This window comes from Stenotrophomonas sp. PS02300, assembly GCF_029959395.1.
Classification (GTDB): Bacteria; Pseudomonadota; Gammaproteobacteria; order Xanthomonadales; family Xanthomonadaceae; genus Stenotrophomonas; species Stenotrophomonas maltophilia_AD.
The window spans coordinates 22288-47442 of record NZ_JASCOP010000018.1; the positions used below are offsets into that span (position 1 = coordinate 22288).

The following is a 25155-nucleotide window of genomic DNA, read 5'->3' on the forward strand; positions in this document are numbered from 1 at the left end:
TGGCTGGGGGGGAGCGTGCGATAATCCCGCGTTCCCCCCGCACCCGCGCAGATCATGACCCGCACCGCTCTTGTCACCACCGCACTGCCCTACGCCAACGGCCCGCTGCACCTGGGCCACCTGGTCGGCTACATCCAGGCTGATATCTGGGTGCGCGCGCGGCGAATGAGCGGCGGCAAGACCTGGTTCGTGTGCGCCGACGACACCCACGGCACCCCGATCATGCTGGCGGCCGAGAAGGCCGGGGTGACCCCGGAAGCGTTCATCGCCAACATCCAGGCCAGCCACGAGCGCGATTTCGCCGCGTTCGGGGTCGCGTTCGATCATTACGATTCGACCAATTCGGCCGGCAACAAGGCACTTACCGAAGCGTTCTACCTCAAGCTCGAGGCGGAAGGGCACATCACGCGCCGTTCGGTGGCCCAGTTCTACGACCCGGCCAAGGGCATGTTCCTGCCCGACCGCTACATCAAGGGCATCTGCCCCAACTGTGGCACGCCCGACCAGTACGGCGACAACTGCGAAGTCTGCGGTGCCACCTACTCGCCGACCGACCTGAAAGACCCGCGCTCGGTCATTTCCGGCGCCACCCCGGAAATCCGCGATTCGGAGCACTTCTTCTTCGAGGTGGGCCGTTTCGAGGCGTTCCTGCGCGAGTGGCTGGCCGGCGACGTGGCCCTGCCCGGGGTGAAGGCCAAGCTGGGCGAGTGGCTGAATGCCGAAGGTGGCCTGCGCGCGTGGGACATCTCCCGCGACGCGCCCTACTTCGGCTTCCAGATCCCGGGCCACCCGGGCAAGTATTTCTACGTCTGGCTGGATGCGCCGATCGGCTACCTGTCCAGCTTCCAGGCGCTGTGCGCGAAGAACGGCGAGGATTTCGACGCGCACCTGCGCGCCGGCACCAGCACCGAGCTGCACCATTTCATCGGCAAGGACATCGTCAATTTCCACGGCCTGTTCTGGCCGGCGGTGCTGCACGGCACCGGCCACCGCGCGCCGACCCGCCTGCACGTCAACGGCTACCTCACCGTGGATGGCGCGAAGATGTCCAAGTCGCGCGGCACCTTCGTGATGGCCCGCACCTTCCTGGATGCCGGGCTGGAACCGGAAGCGCTGCGTTACTACTTCGCGGCCAAGTCCTCGGGCGGTGTCGACGATCTCGACCTGAACCTGGGCGACTTCATCGCACGCGTAAACGCCGACCTGGTCGGCAAGTTCGTCAACCTGGCCAGCCGCTGCGCCGGCTTCATCAGCAAGCGTTTCGATGGCCGCCTGGCCGATGCGCTGCCCGATGCCGCGCAGTACGACCGCTTCGTGGCCGGCCTGGCACCGGTGCGTGAAGCCTATGAGCGCAATGATCCGGCCGCCGCGCTGCGCCTGACCATGGCGCTGGCCGATGAAGCCAACCGCTACATCGACGAGCAGAAGCCGTGGGTGATCGCCAAGCAGGAGGGCGCCGATGCGCAGCTGCAGTCGGTCTGCACCCAGGGGCTGAACCTGTTCCGCGTGCTGGTTACCGCACTGAAGCCGGTGTTGCCGGCCACCGCCGCGCAGGCCGAAGCGTTCCTGGCCGCCCCGGTGCTGCGCTGGACCGACATCGCCTCGCCGCTGCTGTCCCACACCATCGCCGTGTACAGCCCGCTGTTCACCCGTATCGACCCGAAAATGATTGACGCCATGACCGACGCTTCCAAGGACACCCTCGCCGCCCCCGCCCCTGCGGCCCCGGCCAAGCCCGCCAAGCCGGCGGCAGCGGCCGCCGCGCCGGCTGCCGCTGCAGCTGCGCCTGCGGACGGCCCGGCCTACATCGGCATCGAGGATTTCGCCAAGCTCGACCTTCGCATCGGCAAGGTGCTGGCCTGCGAATTCGTTGACGGCTCGGACAAGCTGCTGCGCTTCGAACTGGATGCCGGCGAGCTGGGCAAGCGCCAGATCTTCTCCGGCATTCGTGCCAGCTACGGCGAGCCAGAAGCGCTGGTCGGCCGCAGCGTGGTGTTCATCGCCAACCTGGCCCCGCGCAAGATGCGCTTCGGCCTGAGCGAAGGCATGATCCTGTCGGCCGGTTTCGATGGCGGCGCACTGGCGCTGCTCGATGCCGACAGCAGCGCGCTGCCCGGTATGCCGGTTCGTTGAGTCGAGCCCAACGGGAGGGTGTAGATGGAACTGGCCCTGATCGACTTCGACAACACCGTCACCGACTGCGACACCTACGCGCGGTTCCTGCGCCGCGTGGCCACGCCTGAGCAGCTTGCGCAGGCGTGGTGGAAGGTCGGGCCGTGGTTGCTGGCCTACCGGTTGAAGCTGATTTCCGCCCAGCGCATCCGCGCGCGGGTGACCTGGCTGGTGATGCGGGGCCGCCATGCCGACGATATCGCGGCGCAGGCCGCCGGGTTTTCCCGCGAGGTGCTGCCCGAGGTGGTGCGACCGCAGATGCTGGAGCAGATCCGTTGGCACCTGCAGCAGCGGCACACCGTGGTGATCGTGTCCGGTTCGCTGGACCTGTACCTGCGGAGCTGGTGCGACGCGATGGGGCTGGAGATGATCTGCAACCGGCTGGAAAGCCGCGATGGGCGCCTGACCGGGCGCTATGCCGAGGGCGATTGCGGACCACGCAAGGTCGAACGCATCCGCGAGCGCTACGACCTGTCGCGCTACGTGCGCATCCATGCGTACGGCGACAGCAGCGAAGACCGCCCGATGCTGGCCCTGGCCCAGGAACGCTGGTATCGCGGTAAACCCTTGAAGTGAACAACCCGCGCAGCCGACGCCACGCATGACATCGCCCTCCCTGCCCCTGATTGAACGCCTCGACCGCCTGCTGCCGCAGACCCAATGCGGCCAGTGCGGTTACGACGGCTGCCGCCCGTATGCCGAGGCAATGGCGCGCGGCGAGGCGGGCGTGGACCATTGCCCACCCGGGGGTGACGAAGGCGCGCGTGCGCTGGCACGCGTGCTGGAGGTGCCGGCGCTGCCGTTCGATCGCCGCCGGGGCGAGCACAAGCCCGCGCAGGTCGCGCGGGTGATTGAAGCCGACTGCATCGGCTGCACCAAGTGCATCCAGGCCTGCCCCGTGGATGCGATCGTGGGCGGCGCCAAGTACATGCACGCCGTCATCGCCGATCTGTGTACCGGTTGCGAATTGTGCATTCCACCGTGTCCGGTGGATTGCATTGAACTGGTGCTTACGGCAACGCGGCCGTAATCACGATCTCCACCTTCCAGCTCGGGTCGGCCAGCTTGGCTTCTACCGTCGCACGCGCCGGGGTCATGCCGTTCACCACCCATTCGTCCCACGCCGCGTTCATGCCGGCGAAATCGCCGATGTCGGCCAGGTAGACCTCCGCGCGCAGCACGTGCTGCTTGTCGCTGGCCACCAGTGCCAGCAGCTTGTCGATCTCGGCCAGCACCTGGCGGGTCTGGCCGGTGATGTCCTGGCTGGTGTCTTCGGGAATCTGGCCGGACAGGTAGGCAACCTTGTTGTGCACGGTCATCTCGGACATGCGCGGACCGACGTCGAAACGTTCCAACATGGCGATGGCTCCTCTGTGATGGTGGTCCATTGTCACCGATGCCGGGTAAAGCTGCTTGGCAAGCGCCTGCCGGAAGCGCACGATTCGCCCGCAAGGCACCACCGGGTGTTTTGACTCTTTCCTCGCCTGCCCCGGAGCATGCTGTCCCGATGACCGACCCCGCCCCTGCCCCCTCGTCCCGCGTCGGCTGGCGCCGCGCAGCGACCGTCATCTTCAGCCTGGGGATCCTTGCGCTGGCCCTGCACGGGCTGGCCAACGAGTTCGATGATCATGGTTATCGGGCCATTCGCGACGCTTTTCACCAGCTCAGTGGCGGACAGATCGCACTGACCGTGGTGCTTGGCCTGGCCAGCTATGCCTGCCTGATCGGCTTCGATGCGATCGGCCTGCGCCGCAGCGGCAAGCGCCTGCACCCGGCGCGCGTGGGCATCACCGCCTTCCTCGCCCACACCCTGGGGCAGACGCTGGGCTTTGCGGCGCTCACCGGCGGTGCGGTGCGCCTGCGCGGCTATGGCAGCGCCGGGCTGAACCTGGCGGAGATCGGCCAGGTGGTGCTGATGAGCATGCTGGGCTTCATGTTCGGTGCGTGGCTGCTGTTGGCGCTGGCGTTCCTGCTGGAACCGGGCGCCGCTGCACTGGCACTGCCGGTCTCGGCGCAGGCCGTGCGCGTGCTCGGGGCGGCAGGCCTGCTCGCTTACGTGGGCACCGTGCTGCTGGTCGGGCGCGAGGGCCGCAGCTTCCAGATCCGCGGCCATGCACTGTGGTTGCCGGACCGCCGCACCATGCTGGGGGTCACCGCGCTCAGCGTGGTCGAACTGGTGCTGGCCAGCGCGGCGTTCTACGTGCTGTTGCCGATGGATACGCCGACCGGACTGCCTGGGTTTGTCGGCCTGTATCTGGTGGCGGTGCTGGCGGGCCTGGTTTCCAGCGTGCCGGCCGGGCTGGGCGTGTTCGAGTGGAGCCTGCTCAAGCTGCTGCCGCAGGTGGCGCCTGCTGCGGTGCTTGCAGCGGCCCTGATCTATCGGGTCACCTACTACGTGTTGCCGCTGCTGCTGGCCACCGTGCTGGCCGTAGGACCGGCCCTGCGCCGCCCGCTGCGGGTGGGCGCAGGCGCCACCCGCGCCGGCTGGACGGCGCTGCGCCCGTGGTTGCCGCAGATCATCGCGCTGGCGGTGTTCAGCGTGGGCGCTGCGCTGGTCATCGATGGCACCCTGCCGACGCCGCGCCGGCACCTGCTGCACGCATCGCTGCCGATCCTGGAAACCTCGCACCTGCTCGGCAGCCTGGCCGGCGTGGTGCTGCTGCTGATCGGCCAGGGCCTGCAGCGACGCAGCCATGCGGCCTGGGTACTGGCGCTGGCGATCTGCGTGGCCGCGCCGCTGCCGATCTGGCTGCGCGGCGGCCAGGTGCTGATCGCGCTGGCATCGGTGCTGGTGGCGATGGCGCTGTGGGCATCGCGCCGCGAGTTCTACCGGCAGGGTGCGCTGCTGGATGAAGCGTGGTCGTGGCCATGGATCCGCAACCTGGGCCTGGTGCTGGTGGCGGTGATCTGGCTGCTGTTCTTCGTGTACAGCCATGTCGAATACCAGAACGAGCTGTGGTGGCAGTTCGCCGCGCAGGGCAACGCGCCGCGTGCGCTGCGTGCGCTGCTGGTGGTGGCCATCGCGCTGGCCATCTTCGGCTTGGCGCGGCTGCTGCACAGTACCCGCACCCCGCTGCCGCCGGCGGACGCCGGCACGCTGGATGCGCTGGCGCCGGTCCTGCTCGCGGCACAGGACACCCAGGCCTGCCTGGTGCTCACTGCGGACAAGGCGGTGCTGCGCGATGAGGCCGGCGGCGGCTTCGTGATGATGCAGCGCTACGGGGGCTCGCTGATCGCCATGGGCGATCCGGTCGGCCCGCCGGACGTCGCCCGCGCATTGATCTGGCGCTTCCGCGAGGAAGCCGATCGCCTTGGCCTGCGCCCGGTGTTCTACCAGGTCGGCGAAGCGTACTGGCAGACCTACCTGGACCTTGGGCTGACCCTGGTGAAGCTCGGCGAGGAAGCGATGGTGCCGCTGCAGGATTTCGGCCTGGAGGGGCGCGAACGGGCCGACCTGCGCCAGGCCTGGAACCGGGGCAAGCGCGGTGGCCTCAGCTTCCGGGTGGCCGCGCCCGAAGAGGTGCCTGCGCTGCTGCCGGTGCTGGCGCAGGTCTCGCAGCAATGGCTGGACGACAAGGCCGGCGATGAGAAGGGCTTCTCGCTGGGCAGTTTCGATCCGGCCTACCTGGCACGGTTCCCGGTGGCGATCGTCGAGGCTGAAGGGCGCATCGTCGCCTTCGCCAACCTGTGGCAGGCGCCTGCCGGCCGCGAGCTGTCGGTGGACCTGATGCGGCACGTGGACGACGCGCCCAAGGGCACGATGGATTTCCTGTTCATCGAGCTGTTCCTGTGGGGGCGCGAACAGGGCTTCCACCGCTTCTCGCTGGGCATGGCGCCGCTGTCGGGGCTTGCCCAGCACCGGCTGGCCGGGCGCTGGAACCGCTTCGCCAACGTGGTGGCACGCCATGGCGAGCGCTTCTATGGCTTCAGCGGGCTGCGCCGTTTCAAATCCAAGTTCGCACCGCAGTGGCGCACCCGTTACCTGGCGGCGCCGGGCGGCATGCACCTGCCTGCCGCGCTGCTGGATGCCACGCGGCTCATCTCGCTGCCGCCATCCGCGCAAACACGTCGGTAAACCGCGCCACGCTCTGGCTGCCATGGATGGCATGCAGGGCCTCCCCTGCCAGCACACGCTCTTCCCAGATCCACGCCAGCCGTGGATTGCCGGTGAGGTCCTGCCAGACGGCCAGCAAGGCATCCGCTGGCACCGTTTCGCCTGCCATCAGCCGTTCGGCGACGGCGATGCTCGCCGGTTGCTGGGTGATGTAGGCGATCGCCCGTGGCGACAGCGGGATGGCGGCAACCGGCTCGGGCAGGAAGTAGCGGGCCGCCATCGGCCACGCCGCGTGGGTGTCCGCCAGGCGCCTGAGCGAGGCGCCGCTGATGTGCAGCACCTGCGGCAGGCGCTTGTTGCCTCCCATCGCGAAGGGATAGGTGATGCCCGGCTGCGCGCGTGCCGCCATCTCCACCACCCCGTTGTGGAACTTCACGCAGTCGGCGGCAATCGCGGTGGCACCACCGGCCTTGGTTTCCCCGATCAGCACGGCATCGGTGCCGTGCATGAGCAGGAAGTCGATTTCGCCTTTGACGTGCCGGCTGTTCTCCGGCCGCAGTCCGGCCGGCACATGGGCGCCCCTGGCAATGCGATAGCCCGCTTCGGAGTCGTCACCGGCGGCTGCGTTCATGGCAGCGCACAATCGCGTCAGCGACGCCCCGACATGGTCCTCCACGTCGCGGCCGCGCGCAGCGCCGCCGTTGACGGCCCGGGTCGACGCCCGCAGCGCCAGCCAGGCACTGACGTCGGCGTTCCGGTCAAGTGCCGCCTTCTCCTCCAGCACCGCCCCATGCGGGGCGAACGGGGTGGCAAGTCCCTCATCCAATGCCGCGGCGCTCGCCAGCACATCCGCCCAGCTGCCGGCTCCCCCGCGCGCGTGCTTGACCGCGCCGGCAAGGGTCACCAGCCTGCGCTGCCTGTCCGGGTCCGGTTCGCGTTCGATCCGGGCCGGGTAGGCAACATCGCCCAGTTTCTTCGCTGCGCGCAGCGCCGCCGCATACGCCGCGCCATCAAGCAGCTGCGTGTAGCGGCGCACCTCGGCGGATCGATGCCAGGCGATCGCCCTGCGCAGTTCGACATCGCGGTCCTTGACCAGCCAGGCCAGCGTCTCCAGCAGGCCTGCGCAGAACAGCGGGCCTGCGGGCTCGTCGTGCCCCGCACGCCGCATCGCCATGGCATCCGCCATCTGCTGCGCGGCCGATGCCGGTGCGTCGCGCACGATGTGCCCGTCTGCCGCCATCAGCTGGAACAGCTGCGCTTCAACGCCGGTGTCGCGGCCCATCACGGCGTCCGCGATTGCGCCGCCAGATGCTCCAGCAACGACTTCGCCAACAGGTCGTAATCGCCCTTGAAGTGGTGATCGCCGGGCAGCGCGACCACCGTGACACCGTTCTTCGGCAGCTCCGGGCACAACGCGTCGGCATCCTCCTGGCCATACAGGCACACGGTGCGTTCGGCCGGCAGCCGGGCAATTTCCGGCGCGATGGGCAGGCCTTCGCCGCCTCCGCCCAGCCAGTTGCTGACATGGAATTCGTAGTCGGCCTTGCGCCCCACCGACATCAGGCCGACCAGGGCGATGGACCCGCGCGTGGCCGGATCCAGCTGGTTGATCGCGGCCGGCAGCACGTCGGCGCCCTGCGAGAAGCCGACCAGCACCAGCCGCTTGCGCTGCCACTGGTTGCCGTAATGCCGCGCGATGCGCTCCAGGTCGCGGGCGAAGCCTTCCGGGGTGCGCTCGGTCCAGAAATAGCGCAGCGAATCCAGGCCGACCACCGAAATCCCGTTCTCACTCAGCGCGGCGGCCACATCCTTGTCCAGGCCGGCCCAGCCGCCGTCGCCGGAGACGAAGATGGCCAGCGTATCGCCGGCCTGCCGTGCCGGCACTTCCACCACCGGCAGCCCCTTCAGGTCATCCGGCGGCGGTGCCAGGCTGACGCCCTTCTGCGCACCCATGACCTGGGCGGCGGCGAGCAGGCCAGGCAGGTCATCGCCACGCCCGGTACGTTGGAACTGCCGCCCCATCTCCACCTTGTGCACGAACGCGGTGGCATCGCCTGCCGCGCACTTGCGGTCACCTGCGGCGTTCAACCACGGAAACGCCAGCTCCGCCGGCTGCAGGCGGCCATGGCTGACACCGGCGCCGCACACCGCGCGCTCGCGCGCCTGGTCGGGACAGAAACCGGTGGTGACCAGGCCGGCAAAGACCTGGGTATCCGCTTGTGCCGCCACCGCGTAGGCCAGCTCGGCGCCGCTGCCATCGCCGCCGATCAGCGGCAGGTGGTAGCCCGGCACGTGCAGGTACGCCTGGAACCAGCGCGAGAAATTCTCCACGTCGCCGGCGCCGAAGCTGCAGTTTCCGCCACCTTCGCGCGCCAGCCCCCTGCGCAGGCGGGCCACATCGACCTGGGCCACCAGGGCGCCCTGCGCGCGCAACGCCTCGATGCGCTCACGCGTGCGCTCGGGTTCACTGCCACCATCGAACCAGACCACCACGCGCTGCGGGTGGCCTTCCGGTGCATGGATCGGGATGTCGTTGAAGCGCCCGTGGCTGACCTGCTGCGGCGCCGCCGAAGCGGCTGCGGCCCCCATCATCGACACCAGGCCCAACACCACTCCCAGTCCCCTGCCCACACTGGCTCGCCGCATCGTCACGCATCCCGGAAAAGTCGCCCCACGATACGCCTGTCCCCTGCCAAGGGCATGTACACAGGCTGGCCGCAGCGCCTACTCCAGCCGCGCAGCGTCCTCGCGCCGTGCATGCCGCCACAGCTGCAGCGCGGCCACGAACAACCACAGCACCACCGCGGCGATCACCAGCTTCTGCCCGGCCCCGCGCGGCGGGCCGCGCCACAGCACGTGCAGCCACAGCAGCGCGAAACACAGCCAAGCCCACCACCACGCTGCGCTGGCCCAGCGCGCCCACTGCGGATCGGCGCGCAGGTACCAGCTCTGCAGCAGCATCGCCACGCTCACGCACAGGAACGCGGTGTTGGCCGCCAGGCCATGGACCAGGGGAGCCAGCAGCGGCGCGTGCCCGGGCAGCCAGCTGTCGCCGATGGCCACGCCCATCAGCCCCAGTGCGGCCACGCAGAACAGCAGCGGCGCCGCCGTGCTGCGCCGGGGCGAGCGGCTGGCGGCGTGTAGCGACCAGGCCAGCAGCATGATCGCCACGGCCAGTACGCAGTAAGCAGTCCGCAACGCCAGGCCCCAGGGGCCGTGCAGGTACAGGCTCAACGTGGCCTGCACCCAGTCCAGGTCCTGGCGTGCCCACTGGGTCCACAGCGCGGTAAGCACGAACCCGGCCAGCGCCAGCAGCGCCAGGCGGGCCACGTGGGCATGGGCAGGAAGGCTCATCGGGGGCGCTGCTCAGGGGCCGGCATCGGGATGGCGCAGCCGCCACGCGGCCAGGTCGGCGCGGTAGCGCTGCAGCTCGTCGCTGTACAGGTCCAGCACGCACAGCGGGCAGCCGCTGCCGCAGCACTCGTTGGGGCCGGGTTCTTCCGGCGGTTGCGGGCGCGGATCGGCATCGGGCGTGGCGGATGGAAGGGGAACGGGCATGGCGTGAGGGACGGCGGTCAACCGGTGCAGTGTAATCGACCGCTGTCAGTGCCCGAGTCGACGGCGCAGGTTGGCCCGCGCCGGTGCGTCCAGGCGCTGATGGAAGAAGTCACTGAGGAAGATGCGCGGGCTGCGCAGCAGGTGCTTGAGGAACCGCCGCCGGTTGAGCCGGAACAGGAACCCCGGCACATGCCCGGCGTATTCCTCGGCGATGCCACGGTCGTAGGCGTCGAACACGTCGGCCGGCGCGCCGAGGATGGCCATGTCGCAGTCCAGGAACAACGCCGCTTCGGGGTCCACATCACTCGCGGCCAGGGTGCCGTGACGCGCGGTCAGCAGGATCAGCTGTTCGACCCGGGCCACGTCCACGCCGGCGCCCGGCAGCCAGCGCTCGACCTGCGCACGTGCCAGCGCGGCCGAGCGCGCTTCATTGTCGTTGCGCCCGGCCTCGTAGATCGCGTCGTGGTAAAGCGCGGCCAGCTGCACTTCGCGCGGGTGCGCCCAGCCCGGGCCGTCCGCCACCGCTTGGCAGTGCGTCAGCACCGCGCGCACGTGCGGGTAGCCGTGATAGGCCCGTGGAGGCATGGCGTAGGCAGCTTCCAGGTCGGCCTGCATGGCCGCCGGCAACGAGAGCGGTGAAAAGGTCATGGCGGCATCATTGGCCGGCCCCCGGGCGAATGGCAAGGGTGGCGGCGGGTGCAACAGGCCGACAAGCGGTGCGCCGGCTGGCGGGCGCCGGCCTAGACTGCAGCTACCAATGCTCCGTCGTGCCTGCGAGGTGACCGCGATGAACGGCTGGAAATCCCTTGCCCTGCTGGCCCTGCTGGCCGCCGCACCGACGCCTGTGCTGGCCGCGCCGCCTGCCAGCGCCGCGGTGCAGCCCCAGGCGGTCGAATCCATTCCCTCCCCGGAGCAGATCCTGGCCATTCCGCCGGATCTGCGCGCGTTGCTGCAGGAACGGGTGATCGCCCCGGTCAGTTCGCGCGAGCAGCGGCTGGTGCGGCTGGTGCACCTGATCTTCGACGAAGACGCCATGCACCTGGAGTACGACCCGTACGCCACCCACACCCTGGCCGAAACGTGGAAGACCCATCGCGCCAACTGCCTGTCGTTCACCCTGATGTTCGTCACCCTGGCGCGCGCGGCAGGCATCGATGCGCGGGTGCAGGAGGTGGCGCAGGTGGTCACCTGGCACCAGGACCAGGGCGTGATCTACAACGTGGGCCACGTCAACGTGGGGCTGAACCTCAACGGACGCACCGCCGTGGTCGACCTGGACCGCAACGTGCTCTATGACCGCTACGGGCCGCGCCCGATCACCGAGCAGCGCGCCCTGGCGCACTTCTACAACAACCGCGGCGCCGAGCACATGGCCGACGGGGACACCGCGCAGGCGCGCGTGTACCTGGATGCCGCGCTGGCGGTGGCACCGGCCTTCCCCGCCGGCTGGAACAACCTGGGCGTGCTTGACACCCGCGAAGGCCGCCTGGACCAGGCCCGCAAGGATTACGAACAGGCCCTGCAGCTGCAACCACGGCATGCGGCGGCGCTGACCAACGCCAGCGCGTTGCATCGCAGGTTGGGCGATGCGCGCCGGGCTGACGTGCTGGCCAAGCGGCTGGAACAGGTGCAGAAGAGCGATCCGTTCGCGCAGTTCCGCTTCGGCAACGAAGCCGAACAGCGCCACGACTATGCGCAGGCCATCGACTACTACCAGCGGGCAGTGCGCCTGTACAGCAGCGCGCACCAGTTCCATTTCGGGCTGGCCCGCGCCTACTTCCTGGCCGGCAACACCCGCCGCGCCTCGCTGGAAATGCTGCGCGCCCGCGACCTGGCCGGCGAAGACGCCGATGTGCTGCGGGCGACCTACCAGGCCAAGCTGGACAGCCTGCAGAAATGGCGGGACCGGACGGCCACCAATTGAATGGCGGCGCACCGCCGCTGATGCGTAACGACCAACGGTCGTTACCTACGCTTTTTTCAGGAAGCAGGTCTTCAGGACCAGGCCCTTGATCTTGTCCGAGTTGCCCTCGATGTGCTCGGCATCGTCCTCGACCAGGCGGATGTTGCGGATCACGGTGCCCTGTTTGAGCGGGATCGACGAGCCCTTGACCTTCAGGTCCTTGATCACGGTGACGGTGTCGCCGCTGGCCAGCACGTTGCCGTTGCTGTCCCGCACGACCACGCCCTGGCCGCCTTCATCGCCGGCCGCCCACTCATGGCCGCAGTCGGCGCAGATCCACAGCGCGCCGTCGGCGTAGGTGTTTTCCAGGGTGCATTGCGGGCAGGCGGGTGCGGCGGACATGGTGAAGCCTTCAGGTTCGGAACAACCCCCATTGTAACCGCCCGATCCGGGCAGGCCTTGCACCGGCGGCCCGCTTGCCGCACAGTGCGCGCCCCCTGACCTCCGGCCCGGCCCCGCATGAAAATCGGCATCGACTTTGGCACCAGCAACTCCGCCGCCGCCGCCGTGGTGGACGGCCGGGTCGTGCCGATCCGGTTTGGCGAGGCCGAGCAGTTCCGCACCACGGTGTACTTCCCCGAGGTGATGCGCGATCCGAACGACTTCGAACTGACCCCGGCACTGGAGCACGAACTGGCCCGGCTGATCGACGCCGCCGCGCGCGACGCCCGTGCCGCCGGCCAGGACCGCGCGCCGGACGCGCTGCGCCGCGAGGCCCTGCGCGTGGTGCGCCGGCAGTGGATGGAAGAGCAGATGCGCGCGCCGCTCAGCTCGACCAAGCTGCTGCAGAACGCGGTGTACGGTGATGAGGCGCTGGAAGCCTACTTCGAGGAGAACGAAGGCAACCTGGTGCAGAGCCCGAAATCGATGCTGGGCTACAACCTGCACCCGCGCGCGCGGCAGACCATCACCGGCATCGCCACGCACATCCTGGAGCACATCCGGCTGACCGCCTCGCGCCAGCTCGACGCGCCGGTGCGCACCGCCACGCTGGGCCGCCCGGTGCAGTTCCGCAGTTCGATCGGCGCGGCCGGCAACGACCAGGCGCTGGACATCCTGCACACCGCCGCCATCGCAGCAGGGTTCGACAGCGTCGATTTCCTCGAGGAACCGGCCGCTGCGGCAATGCATTACCACGCCGAAAGCGCGCAGGAACATGATGCGGTGGTGGTCGACATCGGCGGCGGCACCACCGATGTGGCGCATGCACGGGTGGGCGGCGCGCAGGCCCCGAAGATCCATCGCGCGTGGGGTATCGCGCGCGGCGGTACCGACATCGACCTTGCGTTGAGCCTGGGTGCCTACATGCCGCTGTTCGGGCGCGGCCAGAGCCGCGTGCCGGCACACCATTACGTGGAGGCCGCGATGGTGCAGGACATGACCCGCCAGCGCGATTTCCGCCAGCACAGCTACCGCGAGGCCGAGGCGCCGTGGGGCAAGCGCCTGCAGGCGCTGCAGGACACCGGCAACACCGCGCGCCTGTACCGCGAGGTTGAACGCTGCAAGATCGCCCTGAGCAGCGCACCACGCCACGCCAGTGCGCTGGACTTCATCGAACGCGACCTGGCCGTGGACGTCGACCCGTCGCGGCTGGAAACGGCCGCGGGCAGCTACCTGGGCGAACTGACCGGGTTGCTGGAACAGGTCCGCGCCGATATCGGGCATGACCCGGCGGCGATCTTCCTGACCGGCGGCATGTCACGCGCGGGCTACCTGCAGGCGGCGGTGGCCGCCGCCTTCCCGGGCTCGACGCTGGTGCGCGGCAACCCGTCGTTCGGCGTGGTGCACGGCCTGGCCTGGGCCGCCGCGAGCTGATCCTACCGCCCCGAAACCATTGCAGCACAAGGGTTTCGAGCCGTGGAACCCTCGTATTAACAAAACGTTACGCCGAAAGCGCTATCATCTTTCGGCTTCGATGCGCAATGCGCATGTCGTACCCAGCCTCGAAGAGGCCCTCATCCTTGCCGATACCGCCGCCGTCCGGACCTGTCCGTGGCGCTGGGATCGTCTTTCGCTGAAAGAGAGATTCTATTGGGCGAAATCGCCGAGGCCGACCCCATCGACTGCCGCCGCTGCGACGCAGTGTGTTGCCGGCTGTCGGTGACCGTCATGCCTGACGACGCGGTACCCGGCTACCTGCTGGATACCGACGAAGCGGGCCGCACCGTGATGGCGCGCAACGACGAAGGTTGGTGTGCCGCGATCGACCCCTATCACCTGCGCTGCACGATTTATTCGCAGCGTCCCGCGATCTGCCGCCAGTTTGCGATGGGCGGCGATGACTGCCGCATCGTGCGGCAGGACTACCGTCGACAACAGCACGATGCGTCGACGATTTTTTCCACGTTACACCCATGACAGGAGCATCCATGGCCCGTTCGCCAAAGACCTCCCCCAAGGCAGGCAACACCGTTCGCGTTGACCGCAAGCAGGGTTCCAACACCGCACTGAGCAGCGCCAGCATCGCTGCCGATCTGGCTGCGTTCCGCAAGAGCGGCGGCAAGATCGAAGTACTGGGCAACACCCTGGCGCTGAAAAAGGCCGGCTGACGCCGCTGCCGTCCGCACCGGCCCCAGGCCGGTGCGGGGGCCGCACTCAGCGGCCGCCCAGCGAAACCCGCACGTTGCCCGAATGGGCATTGATCGAAATATCGCCGTCACCGCCGCCCAGGCGCGTGTCCAGGCTGCGACCCGGGCCGTAGCGCGGCCGTTCCACCTGGCCGGCATCGGACTGGATGTCGCCACTGAAGGTCTTCACCGCCAGCTGCGCCGAGACCTTGGCCGGCAGGCGCAGGGCGATCGAACCACTCACCGTCTGCAAGGTCACCTTGCCGCCCGGCGCCAGCCCGGACGCTGCCACGGTGAGGTTGCCCGACACTGCTTCGGCAGCCAGGCGCTGCACCTGCGCCGTGTCCAGGCGGATGCTGCCCGATACCGTTTCCGCAGAGACCTCACCGCCCATGCCGCCACCGGCCTGGATCGAACCGCTGACCGCGCGCAACGCCATGCGCTGGCTCTGCACCTGCGCGCGGATATCGCCGCTGACGGTGCTCAGGTTGGCTTCGGCCGTGCGACCCGCCGCCGAGATATCGCCGCTGACCGCATTGGCCTGCAAACGGCGCAGGTCCACCTCGGCCACGTCGATGTCGGCGCTGACCGTGCCCAGCTGCACTTCCACCGAGCGCGGCACCCGCAGCTCCAGGGTGGCGCCGCCGTTGTTGCCGTTGCGCGGATAGATCACCTCCCAGCGCACCCGGTTGGTGCTCTTGTCCTGCTGCAGGCGCAGGCCATCGGCCATGCTGCCGGTCAATGCCACTTCATTGCGATCCCAGCCGCGCACGGTGACCTTGCCGGCGATGTTGCTGACTTCAACGCGCCCGCCCGCGGCCAGCGGATGGCGCTCGTCGACGCGGGTGGCGGCCTGCGCGGCCAGGGGCAGCAGCAGGGCCAGGGCTGCGGTGAAACGCAGGGTGTTTCGCATGGGACTCTCCTTCAGGATGGCAGGCCAGCGGCGTTGACGGCCTGCTGGGTAAGTTCAAGACGCAGCGCGTAGGTGCGCTGCAGCTGGGTAAGCAGGTACCCCGAGCGCGGGTTCTCGGCGATGGCTGCGCGGATGTACACCGCACTGCTATCAAGTTCGTGCAGCGCCGGCTGCCAGTCCGCGCCGATCGGGGCCGCAGGCAGCGTGGCCATGGCCTGCTGGTACTCGGCGGCGATCACGTCGGCCTGCCGCTGCAGGGGCGATGGGCGCGGCGTGGGCGGGGTGGACGTAGGCACCACCATCAGCACGGCCAGCGCGGCGGCCAGGCCCAGCCCGACGCGCAGTGGCCAACGGCGCGCGCGCGGTGCCGGCACAGCGGCCGGCAGCGCCGCCACGCGTGGCGGCAGCTGCGCGGCGATCCGCTGCCAGGCATCCGCCGGCGGCAATCGTTCGGCGGGCAGCGCGCGCAGGCGCGCCTGCAAGTCGGAATCGATGTCGTGGTTGTCGTGGTTGTTGTTCATGCCGGTTCTCCCAGACGCGCGCGCAACAGGCCGCGCGCGCGGTGCAGCTGTGCCTTGGAACTGCCCACCGCCATCTGCAGCTGGTCGGCAATCTCCTGGTGTTTCCAACCCTCGATGTCGTGCAGCACCAGCACGGCGCGCGCGCGCGGCGGCAGGGTCTCCAGCGCGCGCTCCAGGTCCAGGCTGGTGCCCGCGCAGCGGTCCACTGCCGGCACCGCCGCCAGCAGGTCCCAGCCTTCCTCGCCGCTGTCGCCCGCGTCGCGGGCGGCGTTGGCGCGCAGTTCCATCAGTGCCGCATTCACCCCCAGCCGGTGCAGCCACGTGCCCAGGCTGCTGTCGAAGCGGAACCCGGGCAGTGCGCGCCACGCCTGCAGGAACGCCTCCTGCAGCGCATCCTCGGCGCGCGCGGCGTGCCCGCCGCACAGCCGCCACAACACCGCATACAGGCGCGGCGCATGCCGGCGGTAGATGCGCTCGTAGGCGGCGGTGTCGCCGGCCACCGCGGCCCGCACCCACGCGGACTCGTCGGTGCAATCGGCGTCGTTGGCAGCGTGCAGGGCGGGCATGGTCGTATCGAGCATATCCCTTGGATGCAGGGACGTTCGAAAAGGTTTAAACCTTTCCGGCACCCGTTGCATCCAATTTTCTGTCACCACGCCGGGCGTGGTCCCAGGAGCTCCCATGTCGCCCAGTTGCCTTGCCCTTCTGCTGTCGCTGGCCAGCGCGTGCACCCTGCCGGGAAGCCCGGTGACGCTGCGGGTGGCACTGCCGCCGCAACCGGACCTGTGCGTGCAGTACCAGGATCATGCGCCACTGTGCGTCTCACGGTTGGTCGGTATGCTGGCGCAACCGGGCAGGGCCCGGCTGTACCGCGCGGGGTAAACTGACGCTCCCGCGTCGATCCTTGGTTTCCATGAAAGAACACCTGCCCGCCTGGACCCATGAGTGGCTGCAGTACGGGGTCCCTGCCCTGCAGATCCTGCTGACCCTGCTGGTGGCCTGGCTGCTGCGCCTGATCGCTCGCCGCCTGCTGCGCCGCGTCGGCGAGCACTACACCCTGCCGCCAGAAATGATCATGGGCGCCCGCCGGGTGTTCACCTTCGTGGTCTATTTCGCCGTGCTGCTGGTGGTGCTGCAGATCATCGGCGTGCAGGCCAGCGTGCTGTGGACCGCCTTCACCGGTTTTGCCGCCGTGGGCGCCGTGGCGTTCTTCGCCGCGTGGAGCGTGCTGTCCAACATCTTCTGCACCCTGCTGATCTTCACCACCCGCCCGTTCCGGCTGCACGACTACATCGAGGTGCTGGAGAACGGCGAGAAGCCCGGGCTGAAAGGGCGCGTCATCGACGTCAACCTGATCTACACCACGCTGCAGGAAAACAGCGGCGGACACGAAGGCACGGTGCTGCAGATTCCGAACAACATGTTCTTCCAGCGCACCGTGCGCCGCTGGCGCGATCCGTCGCAGGCACCGGGCGGCATCCAGGGCGACGGTTGATCCTGCGTCAGCGTAGCTGACTGTCCTTGCTGCCCCGCCGGTTGTAGGTGCCCGCATCGTGCTGCGCGGCGTCTTCTGCTTCCTGGCAGCGCACGCACAGCCGTACCCCGGGCACGGCGCGGCGACGCGCTTCGGGGATGGGCGCTTCGCATTCCTCGCAATGGGTCAGCCCGGGACCCTGGCGCAGCTGCGCGCGGGCGCGCTGGATGGCGTCATCCACGGTCGCGTCGATCTGGTCCTGGACGGCGCCGTCGCCTGCCCACCCTGTGGCCATGCCGCATCTCCCATACCGTTGCCGGACCGCCAGCATAGATCCGGCCGGGCGAGGTCGGTTTACGGCCGGCTGAACATCCCCCGTTTCCGGTGAACCGTTCAGCCCGTCATCACCAGATCAGGTCGTCGGGTACCTGGAACTGCGCGTAGTACGCATCGTCTTCGGCATTGCCGGTGCTGGGCTCGGCGGACGCAGCGCGATCCTTGCCGTTGTCGAGCACGATCGCGGCCGGGTCGCGCTCGCGGATCTTGTCGGCGGCCGCACGCGGCACCAGCTCGAAGCCCTCGCCCAAGCGCGCGATCACCAGGCTGCCCACGGCCAGCTGGCGGCGCAGCACCTCGTTGACCAGCAGGGTGCGGATCAGGGTGCCGTCGTTGAAGCGGTACTCGCTTTCACCTTCGCGCTTGACCCGGTTGCTTTCGATGATCTGGCGCACCTGCGCCTGCAGCTCCTGCAGGCGGTTCTTTTCCTTGCGTTCGGCTTCCAGCGCGCGGTCGCGCTCGGCCTTTTCCGCCCGCAGCCGCTCGGCATCGCGTTGGCTGTCGGTGGGCGCCACCGGAGCCTTGCCGTGGCGGGCCTTCACCTGCTCACGCGCAGCCTGGGACACCTGGGATTTCTTGACCAGCCCGGCCTTGAGCAGCTGTTCCTGCAGGGGATTTGCCTTCGCCATTGCCTTTGCATCTGTTGGTGCGGGATTCCAGGCGTCATCATAGCCGCATGACCGCCCTGAAGTACCTCGCCGGCTACCCCGACGCCCTGCAGCAGCAGGTGCGCGAGCTGATCGCGGCCGACCGCCTGGGCCCCTGGCTGGAGCGCCGCTATGCCGAGCTGCACACCGTGCGCAACGACCGCCAGCTGTACGACTACACCCAGGCCTTGAAGGAGCGCTACCTGCGCCAGTCGGTGCCGCTGTCCAAGGTGATCTACGACAGCCGCCTGCAGGTGCTCAAGCACGCGCTGGGCACGCATACGACCGTGTCGCGGGTGCAGGGCAGCCGGCTCAAGGCCAGCCGCGAGATCCGCATCGCCAGCGTATTCCGCGAGGCACCGGCCCCGTTCCTGAAGATGATCGTGGTGCACGAACTGGCGCACCTGAAGGAATCGGACCACAACAAGGCGTTCTACCAGCTGTGCACCCACATGGAAGCGGACTACCACCAGCTGGAGTTCGACCTGCGCCTGTACCTGACCCACCTGGAGCGCGCCAGCGGCTGACGCTCAGCCGATCCCGGCCCAGCGCAGCGCGGCCGCCGCCGCCGCGCCCAGCACCACCACCGCCAGGAACGGCAGCCGCAGCAGCAGCGCCACGGCCGCCACGGCCAGCGCCCCCAGCCGCGCGTCCAGCACCACCGCCGCACCGGCGGCCACGGCATTCATCGCGGTCAACGAGGCCAGCAGGCCGATCGTGAGCGTGCCGGCGACCCGGGTCATGCGCGACGATTCCAGCCAGCGCGCCGGCACCAGCCACCCGGCCAGCTTGATCGCATAGGCCGCCACGCAGCCCAGCAGCAACCACCCCCACACGCTCATGCGCCGCGCGCTTCAAGTTGTACCAGCGCGCCCCACAGCGCGGCCACCGCCGCCGCCAACAGGATCGGGATGCCGGGCGGCACCCACGGCAGCGCCAGCACCGTGACCAGCGCGGCCACGATCGCGATGGCCACCGCATCACGCTGGCGCAGCCGTGGCCACAGCAACGCCAGGAACGCTGCCACCGCGGCACCGTCCAGGCCCCACCGGCGTGGATCGCCCAGCGCGTCGCCGGCCATCGCGCCGACGGCGGTGAACAGGTTCCAGAGCACGAACACGCCCACACCGGCGGTCCAGAAGCCGCGTCGCTGTTCCAGCGGCACGATCTGGCTGGAGGCGGTGGCCGCCGATTCATCGATGGTGATCTGCGCGCCCACCCCGCGCCGCCAGCCGCGCAGGCCCAGCATCCGGTTCATCTGCATGCCGTACACGGCGTTGCGCACGCCCAGCAGCGTGGCAGCGGTGAATGCCGCCGAACCGGCGCCGCCGCCGGCGATGACGCCGATGAACGCAAACTGCGAGCCGCCGGTGAACATCAACAGGCTCAGCGCCTGCGCCTGCCACGGGTTCAGCCCAGCCGCCACCGCCAGCGCGCCAAAGGAAATGCCATACAGGCCCGTGGCCACGGCAATGGAAAGGCCGACTTTCACGGCAGGGGACGCACGCCAGTTCATCATCGGATCATGCCAGCAGCGGCGCGGGGCCGCAGCCCTGTCACGCGCAGGCCCGGCCCCGAGCCAGTACACTCCCCGCCCGCGTCCCGCTTTGTGCTGCCTGCCTGATGACCGATCCGATCCGACTCGACAAACGCCTGACCAGCCTGATCGGCTGCTCCCGGGGCGACGCCCAGCGCTTCATCGAGGGGGGCTGGGTCACCGTCAACGGCGTGGTGATCGAACAACCGCAGGCCATGGTCACCGATGAGGTGGTGGTGCTGCGCGAAAACGCCGAGGCGACCCGCGCCGAGACAGTCAGCATGCTGCTGCACAAGCCGGCCGGCATGCGCGCCGATGAACTGTGCGCGCTGGTCACGCCCGAGACCCGCAGCGAACTGGATGCCACCGGCGTGGCCCTGCTGCAGCGGCACTTCCACGCGCTGCAGCTGGTGATGCCGCTGGCCGACGAAGACAGCGGCCTGGTGGTGGTCAGCCAGGACGGCCGCGTGGTGTCGCACCTGAAGGACCGTGGCGCGACGCTGGAGCAGGAATACCTGGTCGAGGTCAGCGGCGAACTGGTGCCCTACGGCATGAAGCGGCTTGCGCACGGCCTGAGCTTCCGCAACTGGCCGTTGCCGCCGTGCAAGGTCAGCTGGCAGAACGAAACCCGGCTGCGCTTCGCGATCAAGCCGGTGGCACCCGGCCAGCTGCGCGACATGTGCCGGCAGGTCGGGCTGGACGTCATCAGCGTGCGTCGCCTGCGCATCGGCCGGGTGGCGATGGGCAAGCTGGCCCCGGGCCAGTGGCGTTACCTGGCGCCGGACGAACGCTTCTGATCCACGCACGCGCCCTGCACTTCCGGTGCACGCGCGGCCCGCTTAGGATCAGGCCATGAGCGAGAAGAAGCCGTTGTGGCGCCGCCTGCTGCGTGGCGCAGGCATCCTGCTGGCGATCGTGACACTGCTGGTACTCAGCGGCCTGCTGCTGGGCGATCACCTCACGCCCAAGGCGAAGGGACCGCACAGCAGCGTGCTGCCGCTGCAGCCGGCGCAGAGTGCGATCGATCGCGAGCTGGTGCGCCTGCAGGCCGATCACCCGGATCAGTCCGGCGTGGCCTTCCTGTCCGAAGGGCTGGATGCGTATGCCGCGCGCGCGGTGATCACCCGCCATGCCGCACGCAGCCTGGACCTGCAGTACTACATCTGGAAGGACGACCTGATCGGCCACCTGATGGCGCAGGAGCTGTACCAGGCCGCCGAACGTGGCGTGCGCGTGCGCCTGCTGCTGGATGACATGAACGCGCAGGACAAGGATGCGTTGATGATGGCGCTCGATGAGCACCCCAACATCGAAATCCGCCTGTACAACCCGTTCCGCAACCGTGATGGCCTGTGGCGGCTGGTGGAAATGGTGCAGCGCTTCTTCAGCGTCAACCACCGCATGCACAACAAGCAGTGGATCGCCGATGGCAGGGTCGCCATCGTCGGCGGCCGCAACATCGGCGAGGAATACTTCAGCGCGCGCAGCGATGTGAACTTCCGCGACCTGGACCTGATCGTGGCCGGCAAGGCGGTGCAGCAGGCCAACACGATCTTCGACGCGTACTGGAACAGTGATGCGGCGGTACCCGTGGCCGCCCTCGCCTTCCACACCCCGGCCCAGCTGCGCCTGCTGATGCTTGAGTCGGCGCATGAGGCGAAGCTGGCGGCCGCCAGACCCTATCTTGAGCGCGTCGAGCGTTCGCCGGCAGCGCGTTCGTTCTACACCGATGCGGTCGAGCTGCACTGGTCACCGGGCGTGGAAATCGTGTCCGATCCGGCGATGAAGCACCGCCGCGACGACCCCGCCAACTGGCTGGTCACCCGGCTGGTGCGCGAACTTGAAGCCACCCGCCATAAAGCGCTGCTGATCTCGCCCTACTTCGTGCCGGGCGAGGAAGGTACGCGCGGGATGGCCGCGATGGTGAAACGTGGCGCCTACGTGGGCGTGGTGACCAACTCACTGGCCGCCAATGACGTCGCGGCCGTGCACAGCGGCTACATGCACTATCGCGCACCGCTGCTGCGCGATGGCGTGCACCTGTACGAACTGCGCTCGCGTGGCGCGGGCGGCGGCAGCGGCGGCCTGTTCGGCAGCAGCGGCGCCAGCCTGCACACCAAGGCGTTCATGATCGACGACCAGCGTGGTTTCGTGGGCTCGTTCAACCTGGATCCGCGTTCTGCCTACCTCAATACGGAAATGGGCGTGCTGTTTGATGACCGGGAATTGGCCGCGCAACTGCGCGCGGAATATCTGCGCCTGGCCGACCCGAAGCAGAGCTATTGGGTGACGCTGGATGCCGATGACCAGGTGCGCTGGCTGGATCGGGCCGAACAGCCTCCTGCGCTGCTGGACAAAGAGCCCGATACGTCGTTCTGGCAGCGTGCGAGCGCGCGTGTGATCAGCTGGTTGCCCCTCGAATCCCAGCTTTAGGAGCAGCCACGCAGGGCGTGGCTCTACGCTTCGGCTGATTCGTCCGCATCCAGGGTTTCGACCGCGCGGCCGTGCAGGCGGCGCCAGATCCACTGCAATGCATGCGCCGGGGTTCCCTGCAGCTGCTCCAGCAGCGCAAGCGCCTGGGCCTGGCTGATCCGGCCATGCCGGCACAGCAGGCTGGCCGACGCGCCGGCGCGCGCGAAGCGAAGGCTGGCGGCCAGCCCGCCGCCCGTCGCATCGGCGTCGCGCAGCAGCGCCTGGTGCACCGAGGGCGGCAGCTCCCAGGCCGCCGCGATGCGGCTGGCGACCGGCAGGGTCCAGGCATCCAGCAGGGTGCTGGCCAGCTGCGGTGACGGCGGCACGCCCTGCTCACGGGCAACATCCAGCAGGTGCCGCATCACCAGGGCCGCGCCCAGGCCCTGGGTGAGCCCCATCCACTGCGCGGCGAAGCCGTCCTCATGGGTGACCAGGCGGGCGTGATCGGCCGCAGCCCGTGAAGCCAGCAGCGCGTGCTCCCAGACCACGGTGCCGAACTGCGGGAAGGCGTCGCTGTGCAGTTGCATGACCGGTTGCACCAGCACCGCGCTGATGATCTGGCGGATGCCCTCGGTACCCACCAGCGTGACCGCACGCTGCAGGCTGTCCACCGGCTTGGCCTGCAGCCGGTAGACCGGGCTGTTGGCGATGCGCAGCAGGTTGCCGGTCAGCACCGCATCCTGGCCGATGATCGAGGCCATGCTGCGCGCCGAGGCGTCGCTGTCGTTCACGGTCTGGATCAGCTGCGGCAGCAGCTGCGGCCGGCGCGGGAGGTGCCGGGCCGACCAGTCCTGCGCCTCCAGCGCGGCCGCCACCGCCGCCAGCAGGGTTGCGTCCTGCGCGCCGGTGGCCTGCGCGCTGCCAATGCCCGGCAGCAGCGCCAGTGCATGCAGGCCGGCCTGCAGCACCTCGCCGGCCTCGGTGCCGGAGGACTCCGTCAAAGCAGGCGGCTGCGGCTGCGCGCGGCTCCGGCTGCGGGTGCCCTCCGGCACCGGAACCGCCCCCACCCCTGCCGGGCGGCGGTACAGCCCCCAGCCCAGGAATGCCACGACCAGCACGCCGGCCGCCCCCGCCAGGATCGCCATCATCGGGCCGCGCCCCTGCCGGTGCGGCACCGCACCCGAATTATCGCCACTGCACCCACGTGTTCCGTCCTGGCTTGCCGGTACTGCGCACCGTTGCCACGGCATCGGCCCGGAACGGGGCAACTTTAGCGCGCGATGGTCATCCGGCGCTGACAACACCGTCCGACGGAATGCACTAGAATGGCGCCGCGCGACCCGTCCTGCCCAACCGACGACGTCGCTTTTTTTGTTTTACACCCCACCTTTTGCTGGTACGTTCGCCGGCGTTTGCCGCCGTTCGCACCATCGGAGTCACCATGTTATTTGAAACCCTCGAAACGTCCGGTCATGAACAGGTGGTGTTCTGCCACAGCCGCGATGCCGGTCTGAGGGCCATCATCGCCATCCACAACACCACGCTGGGCCCGGCGCTGGGCGGCGTGCGCATGCGGCCCTACGCCAGCACGGACGACGCACTGGCTGACGCGCTGCGGCTCAGCCGCACGATGACCTACAAGAACGCGCTGGCGGGCTTGAATGTCGGGGGGGGCAAGGCGGTGATCATCGGCGACCCGCGCAGGGACAAGACCGAGGTGCTGTTCCGTGCGTTCGGTCGCTACGTGGATTCGCTCGGCGGGCGCTACATCACCGCCGAGGACGTCGGTACCGACGTCAATGACATGGAAAACATCTACCTGGAAAGCGAGTACGTCACCGGCGTGCACCAGGTCCACGGTGGCTCGGGCGACCCGGCCCCGTTCACCGCCTACGGCGCGCTGCAGGCGCTGATGGCGGCCATGCAGCACAAGCTGGGCCACGAGGAAGTGGGCAAGGTCAGCATCGCGGTGCAGGGCCTGGGCCATATCGGCATGGAACTGGTCAAGCTGCTGCGCGATCGCGGTGCCAAGCTGTTCGTCACCGACCTGGACGCGGCGCTGGTCGAGCGTGCGGTGACCGAATACGGCGCCGAGGCGGTCAAGCCCGACGACATCTACGACGTCAACGCCGATGTGTTCGCGCCGTGCGCGCTGGAAGGGGCGATCAACCCGCAGACCCTGCCGCGCCTGAAGTGCAGGATCGTCTGCGGCACCGCCAACAACCAGCTCTCCACGCCCGAGATCGGCGATGAGCTGCATGCCCGCGGCATCCTGTATGCCCCGGACTATGCGGTGAACGCGGGCGGGGTGATGAACGTGTCGCTGGAAATCGACGGCTACAACCGCGAACGCGCGATGCGCCTGATCCGCAGCATCTACCACAACCTGGCCCGCATCTTCGCGCTGTCCCAGCAGGAAGGCATTGCGCCGCAGCGCGCGGCCGACCGCATCGCCGAAACCCGCATCCAGTCCATCGGCAAGCTGAAGATGCCGCTGGGCCGGGCACGCCCGCGGCTGGGAACGCTGCGCGGCGGCTGATCCGGACCACAGGCAAAAAAAAGGGCGCGATCATCTCGCGCCCTTTTTCGTTGCCCTGTCGCGCCTGGATCAGAACGCGGCGGAGTAGCGCAGCGCCACCTGGCTCAGGTCGCCCCGCGGGCCGAAGCGCTGGTCGTAGCCGAACGAGAGCTGCGAGTTGCGCGTCAGCCAGGACTGCACCGACAGGCCGAACAGGCCGCCGGAGCGTGCCGGCTGCAGCCCCGCCACCGGCGCCCAGGCATCCACGCCCACGAAGCTGGCATCGAAGGCCAGGCCATCGCTGGACAGCGTCTGCTGCCACTCGGCATAGCCGCGCAGCGACCAGCCACGCAGGTGCGTTTCCGCACGCAGGCCGGCCAGCGCCTGGCTGCGGCTGGACGCGCGGCTGTCCGCACGCAGGCCGAAGCCGAAGCCGCCGTCTTCGCTGAAGCTGTCGCTGTCCAGGCGCGCGTAGTCCGCACC

At 69.0% G+C, this 25155-nt stretch carries 30 protein-coding genes; 14 read left to right on the forward strand and 16 right to left on the reverse strand.

Going from position 1 to position 25155, the window contains the following annotated elements; translation table 11 throughout:
* Positions 1-54: 54 nt before the first annotated feature.
* Genes metG through rnfB form a run of 3 tightly spaced genes read left to right on the forward strand, consistent with a single transcriptional unit; the run spans position 55 to position 3202 of the window.
* The gene (gene metG / locus QMX79_RS05805; protein ID WP_282245291.1) at positions 55-2133 is read left to right on the forward strand and encodes a methionine--tRNA ligase; all 2079 of its coding nucleotides are present in this window, start codon (positions 55-57) and stop codon (positions 2131-2133) included.
* Positions 2134-2157: 24 nt separating this feature from the next.
* Positions 2158-2748: an HAD family hydrolase gene (locus QMX79_RS05810; protein WP_282245293.1), complete on the forward strand. Its 591-nt coding sequence runs from the start codon at positions 2158-2160 to the stop codon at positions 2746-2748.
* Between the two features lie 25 nt (positions 2749-2773).
* Positions 2774-3202 (forward strand): Rnf electron transport complex subunit RnfB, encoded by a 429-nt coding sequence (gene rnfB / locus QMX79_RS05815; RefSeq protein ID WP_282245295.1) that lies wholly within the window; start codon positions 2774-2776, stop codon positions 3200-3202.
* Here rnfB and QMX79_RS05820 read toward each other — a convergent pair.
* Positions 3183-3530 carry a RidA family protein gene (locus QMX79_RS05820; protein ID WP_282245297.1) on the reverse strand — a complete coding sequence of 116 codons (348 nt, stop codon included), beginning with the start codon at positions 3528-3530 and terminating at the stop codon, positions 3183-3185. The two genes, rnfB and QMX79_RS05820, sit on opposite strands and share 20 nt — an antisense overlap.
* A 149-nt stretch (positions 3531-3679) precedes the next feature.
* Here QMX79_RS05820 and mprF point away from each other — a divergent pair, with 149 nt between their 5' ends.
* Complete coding sequence (gene mprF / locus QMX79_RS05825) at positions 3680-6247, forward strand: bifunctional lysylphosphatidylglycerol flippase/synthetase MprF (protein ID WP_282245299.1); 2568 nt, start codon at positions 3680-3682, stop codon at positions 6245-6247.
* Here the strand turns inward: mprF and QMX79_RS05830 are convergent.
* From QMX79_RS05830 to QMX79_RS05850, 5 genes are all read right to left on the reverse strand, one after another.
* A complete protein-coding gene (locus tag QMX79_RS05830) occupies positions 6210-7508 on the reverse strand; it encodes a hypothetical protein (protein WP_282245301.1) in 1299 nt (432 codons plus the stop codon). The two genes, mprF and QMX79_RS05830, sit on opposite strands and share 38 nt — an antisense overlap.
* Entirely contained in the window at positions 7508-8872 is a 1365-nt protein-coding gene (locus tag QMX79_RS05835; RefSeq protein WP_282245303.1) for an AcvB/VirJ family lysyl-phosphatidylglycerol hydrolase, read from the reverse strand. The genes QMX79_RS05830 and QMX79_RS05835 overlap by 1 nt, the downstream gene beginning before the upstream one ends.
* A 78-nt stretch (positions 8873-8950) precedes the next feature.
* Entirely contained in the window at positions 8951-9580 is a 630-nt protein-coding gene (locus tag QMX79_RS05840) for a DUF998 domain-containing protein (protein ID WP_282245305.1), read from the reverse strand.
* 12 nt (positions 9581-9592) lie between these two features.
* A complete protein-coding gene (locus QMX79_RS05845) occupies positions 9593-9784 on the reverse strand; it encodes an oxidoreductase-like domain-containing protein (RefSeq protein ID WP_282245307.1) in 192 nt (63 codons plus the stop codon).
* Between the two features lie 45 nt (positions 9785-9829).
* Positions 9830-10432 (reverse strand): hypothetical protein, encoded by a 603-nt coding sequence (locus tag QMX79_RS05850; RefSeq protein WP_282245310.1) that lies wholly within the window; start codon positions 10430-10432, stop codon positions 9830-9832.
* A 109-nt stretch (positions 10433-10541) separates the two neighbouring features.
* Here QMX79_RS05850 and QMX79_RS05855 point away from each other — a divergent pair, with 109 nt between their 5' ends.
* Positions 10542-11708 carry a tetratricopeptide repeat protein gene (locus QMX79_RS05855; RefSeq protein ID WP_282245311.1) on the forward strand — a complete coding sequence of 389 codons (1167 nt, stop codon included), beginning with the start codon at positions 10542-10544 and terminating at the stop codon, positions 11706-11708.
* Between the two features lie 45 nt (positions 11709-11753).
* Here QMX79_RS05855 and QMX79_RS05860 read toward each other — a convergent pair whose 3' ends face one another.
* Positions 11754-12089 (reverse strand): zinc ribbon domain-containing protein YjdM, encoded by a 336-nt coding sequence (locus QMX79_RS05860; RefSeq protein ID WP_282245312.1) that lies wholly within the window; start codon positions 12087-12089, stop codon positions 11754-11756.
* 117 nt (positions 12090-12206) lie between these two features.
* Between QMX79_RS05860 and QMX79_RS05865 the strand changes: the two genes are divergently transcribed.
* From QMX79_RS05865 to QMX79_RS05875, 3 genes are all read left to right on the forward strand, one after another.
* Complete coding sequence (locus QMX79_RS05865) at positions 12207-13562, forward strand: Hsp70 family protein (RefSeq protein ID WP_282245313.1); 1356 nt, start codon at positions 12207-12209, stop codon at positions 13560-13562.
* A 243-nt stretch (positions 13563-13805) separates the two neighbouring features.
* The gene (locus QMX79_RS05870) at positions 13806-14105 is read left to right on the forward strand and encodes a YkgJ family cysteine cluster protein (RefSeq protein ID WP_336618853.1); all 300 of its coding nucleotides are present in this window, start codon (positions 13806-13808) and stop codon (positions 14103-14105) included.
* Positions 14106-14116: 11 nt separating this feature from the next.
* Positions 14117-14296 (forward strand): hypothetical protein, encoded by a 180-nt coding sequence (locus QMX79_RS05875; RefSeq protein ID WP_068853593.1) that lies wholly within the window; start codon positions 14117-14119, stop codon positions 14294-14296.
* 46 nt (positions 14297-14342) lie between these two features.
* On the opposite strand, the gene QMX79_RS05880 is transcribed toward QMX79_RS05875, so the two are convergent.
* Genes QMX79_RS05880 through QMX79_RS05890 form a run of 3 tightly spaced genes read right to left on the reverse strand, consistent with a single transcriptional unit; the run spans position 14343 to position 16329 of the window.
* Entirely contained in the window at positions 14343-15227 is an 885-nt protein-coding gene (locus QMX79_RS05880) for a DUF4097 family beta strand repeat-containing protein (protein WP_282245315.1), read from the reverse strand.
* Between the two features lie 11 nt (positions 15228-15238).
* Complete coding sequence (locus QMX79_RS05885) at positions 15239-15748, reverse strand: hypothetical protein (RefSeq protein ID WP_282245316.1); 510 nt, start codon at positions 15746-15748, stop codon at positions 15239-15241.
* A complete protein-coding gene (locus QMX79_RS05890; RefSeq protein WP_282245318.1) occupies positions 15745-16329 on the reverse strand; it encodes a sigma-70 family RNA polymerase sigma factor in 585 nt (194 codons plus the stop codon). The genes QMX79_RS05885 and QMX79_RS05890 overlap by 4 nt, the downstream gene beginning before the upstream one ends.
* Before the next feature lie 100 nt (positions 16330-16429).
* Between QMX79_RS05890 and QMX79_RS05895 the strand changes: the two genes are divergently transcribed.
* Both QMX79_RS05895 and QMX79_RS05900 read left to right on the forward strand, forming a co-directional pair.
* Positions 16430-16630 carry a hypothetical protein gene (locus tag QMX79_RS05895; protein ID WP_282245320.1) on the forward strand — a complete coding sequence of 67 codons (201 nt, stop codon included), beginning with the start codon at positions 16430-16432 and terminating at the stop codon, positions 16628-16630.
* A 31-nt stretch (positions 16631-16661) separates the two neighbouring features.
* A complete protein-coding gene (locus QMX79_RS05900; protein ID WP_282245321.1) occupies positions 16662-17243 on the forward strand; it encodes a mechanosensitive ion channel family protein in 582 nt (193 codons plus the stop codon).
* A 7-nt stretch (positions 17244-17250) separates the two neighbouring features.
* Here QMX79_RS05900 and QMX79_RS05905 read toward each other — a convergent pair whose 3' ends face one another.
* Both QMX79_RS05905 and QMX79_RS05910 read right to left on the reverse strand, forming a co-directional pair.
* On the reverse strand, positions 17251-17517 hold the full coding sequence (locus tag QMX79_RS05905; RefSeq protein WP_282245322.1) for a DksA/TraR family C4-type zinc finger protein: 267 nt from the start codon (positions 17515-17517) through the stop codon (positions 17251-17253).
* A 109-nt stretch (positions 17518-17626) separates the two neighbouring features.
* The gene (locus QMX79_RS05910; protein ID WP_282245324.1) at positions 17627-18187 is read right to left on the reverse strand and encodes a DUF2058 domain-containing protein; all 561 of its coding nucleotides are present in this window, start codon (positions 18185-18187) and stop codon (positions 17627-17629) included.
* A 47-nt stretch (positions 18188-18234) separates the two neighbouring features.
* Here QMX79_RS05910 and QMX79_RS05915 point away from each other — a divergent pair, with 47 nt between their 5' ends.
* Positions 18235-18732 carry a M48 family metallopeptidase gene (locus tag QMX79_RS05915; protein WP_093533469.1) on the forward strand — a complete coding sequence of 166 codons (498 nt, stop codon included), beginning with the start codon at positions 18235-18237 and terminating at the stop codon, positions 18730-18732.
* A 3-nt stretch (positions 18733-18735) separates the two neighbouring features.
* Here QMX79_RS05915 and QMX79_RS05920 read toward each other — a convergent pair whose 3' ends face one another.
* Positions 18736-19047 (reverse strand): AzlD domain-containing protein, encoded by a 312-nt coding sequence (locus tag QMX79_RS05920; protein ID WP_282245325.1) that lies wholly within the window; start codon positions 19045-19047, stop codon positions 18736-18738.
* On the reverse strand, positions 19044-19721 hold the full coding sequence (locus QMX79_RS05925) for an AzlC family ABC transporter permease (RefSeq protein ID WP_282245326.1): 678 nt from the start codon (positions 19719-19721) through the stop codon (positions 19044-19046). Before QMX79_RS05925 ends, QMX79_RS05920 begins: the two co-directional genes overlap by 4 nt.
* A gap of 107 nt (positions 19722-19828) precedes the next feature.
* Here QMX79_RS05925 and QMX79_RS05930 point away from each other — a divergent pair, with 107 nt between their 5' ends.
* Entirely contained in the window at positions 19829-20539 is a 711-nt protein-coding gene (locus tag QMX79_RS05930; RefSeq protein ID WP_282245327.1) for an rRNA pseudouridine synthase, read from the forward strand.
* A 55-nt stretch (positions 20540-20594) separates the two neighbouring features.
* On the forward strand, positions 20595-22175 hold the full coding sequence (locus QMX79_RS05935; protein ID WP_282245328.1) for a phospholipase D family protein: 1581 nt from the start codon (positions 20595-20597) through the stop codon (positions 22173-22175).
* Between the two features lie 23 nt (positions 22176-22198).
* Here the strand turns inward: QMX79_RS05935 and QMX79_RS05940 are convergent, their stop codons facing one another.
* Positions 22199-23302: an HDOD domain-containing protein gene (locus tag QMX79_RS05940; protein WP_282245329.1), complete on the reverse strand. Its 1104-nt coding sequence runs from the start codon at positions 23300-23302 to the stop codon at positions 22199-22201.
* Positions 23303-23595: 293 nt separating this feature from the next.
* On the opposite strand from QMX79_RS05940, the gene QMX79_RS05945 reads away from it, so the two are divergent.
* Positions 23596-24693, forward strand: a complete 1098-nt coding sequence (locus QMX79_RS05945; protein WP_282245330.1) for a Glu/Leu/Phe/Val dehydrogenase dimerization domain-containing protein — start codon at positions 23596-23598, stop codon at positions 24691-24693.
* Between the two features lie 69 nt (positions 24694-24762).
* On the opposite strand, the gene QMX79_RS05950 is transcribed toward QMX79_RS05945, so the two are convergent.
* The coding region (locus QMX79_RS05950; protein ID WP_282245331.1) for an autotransporter domain-containing protein at positions 24763-25155 on the reverse strand (393 nt) is incomplete at its 5' end.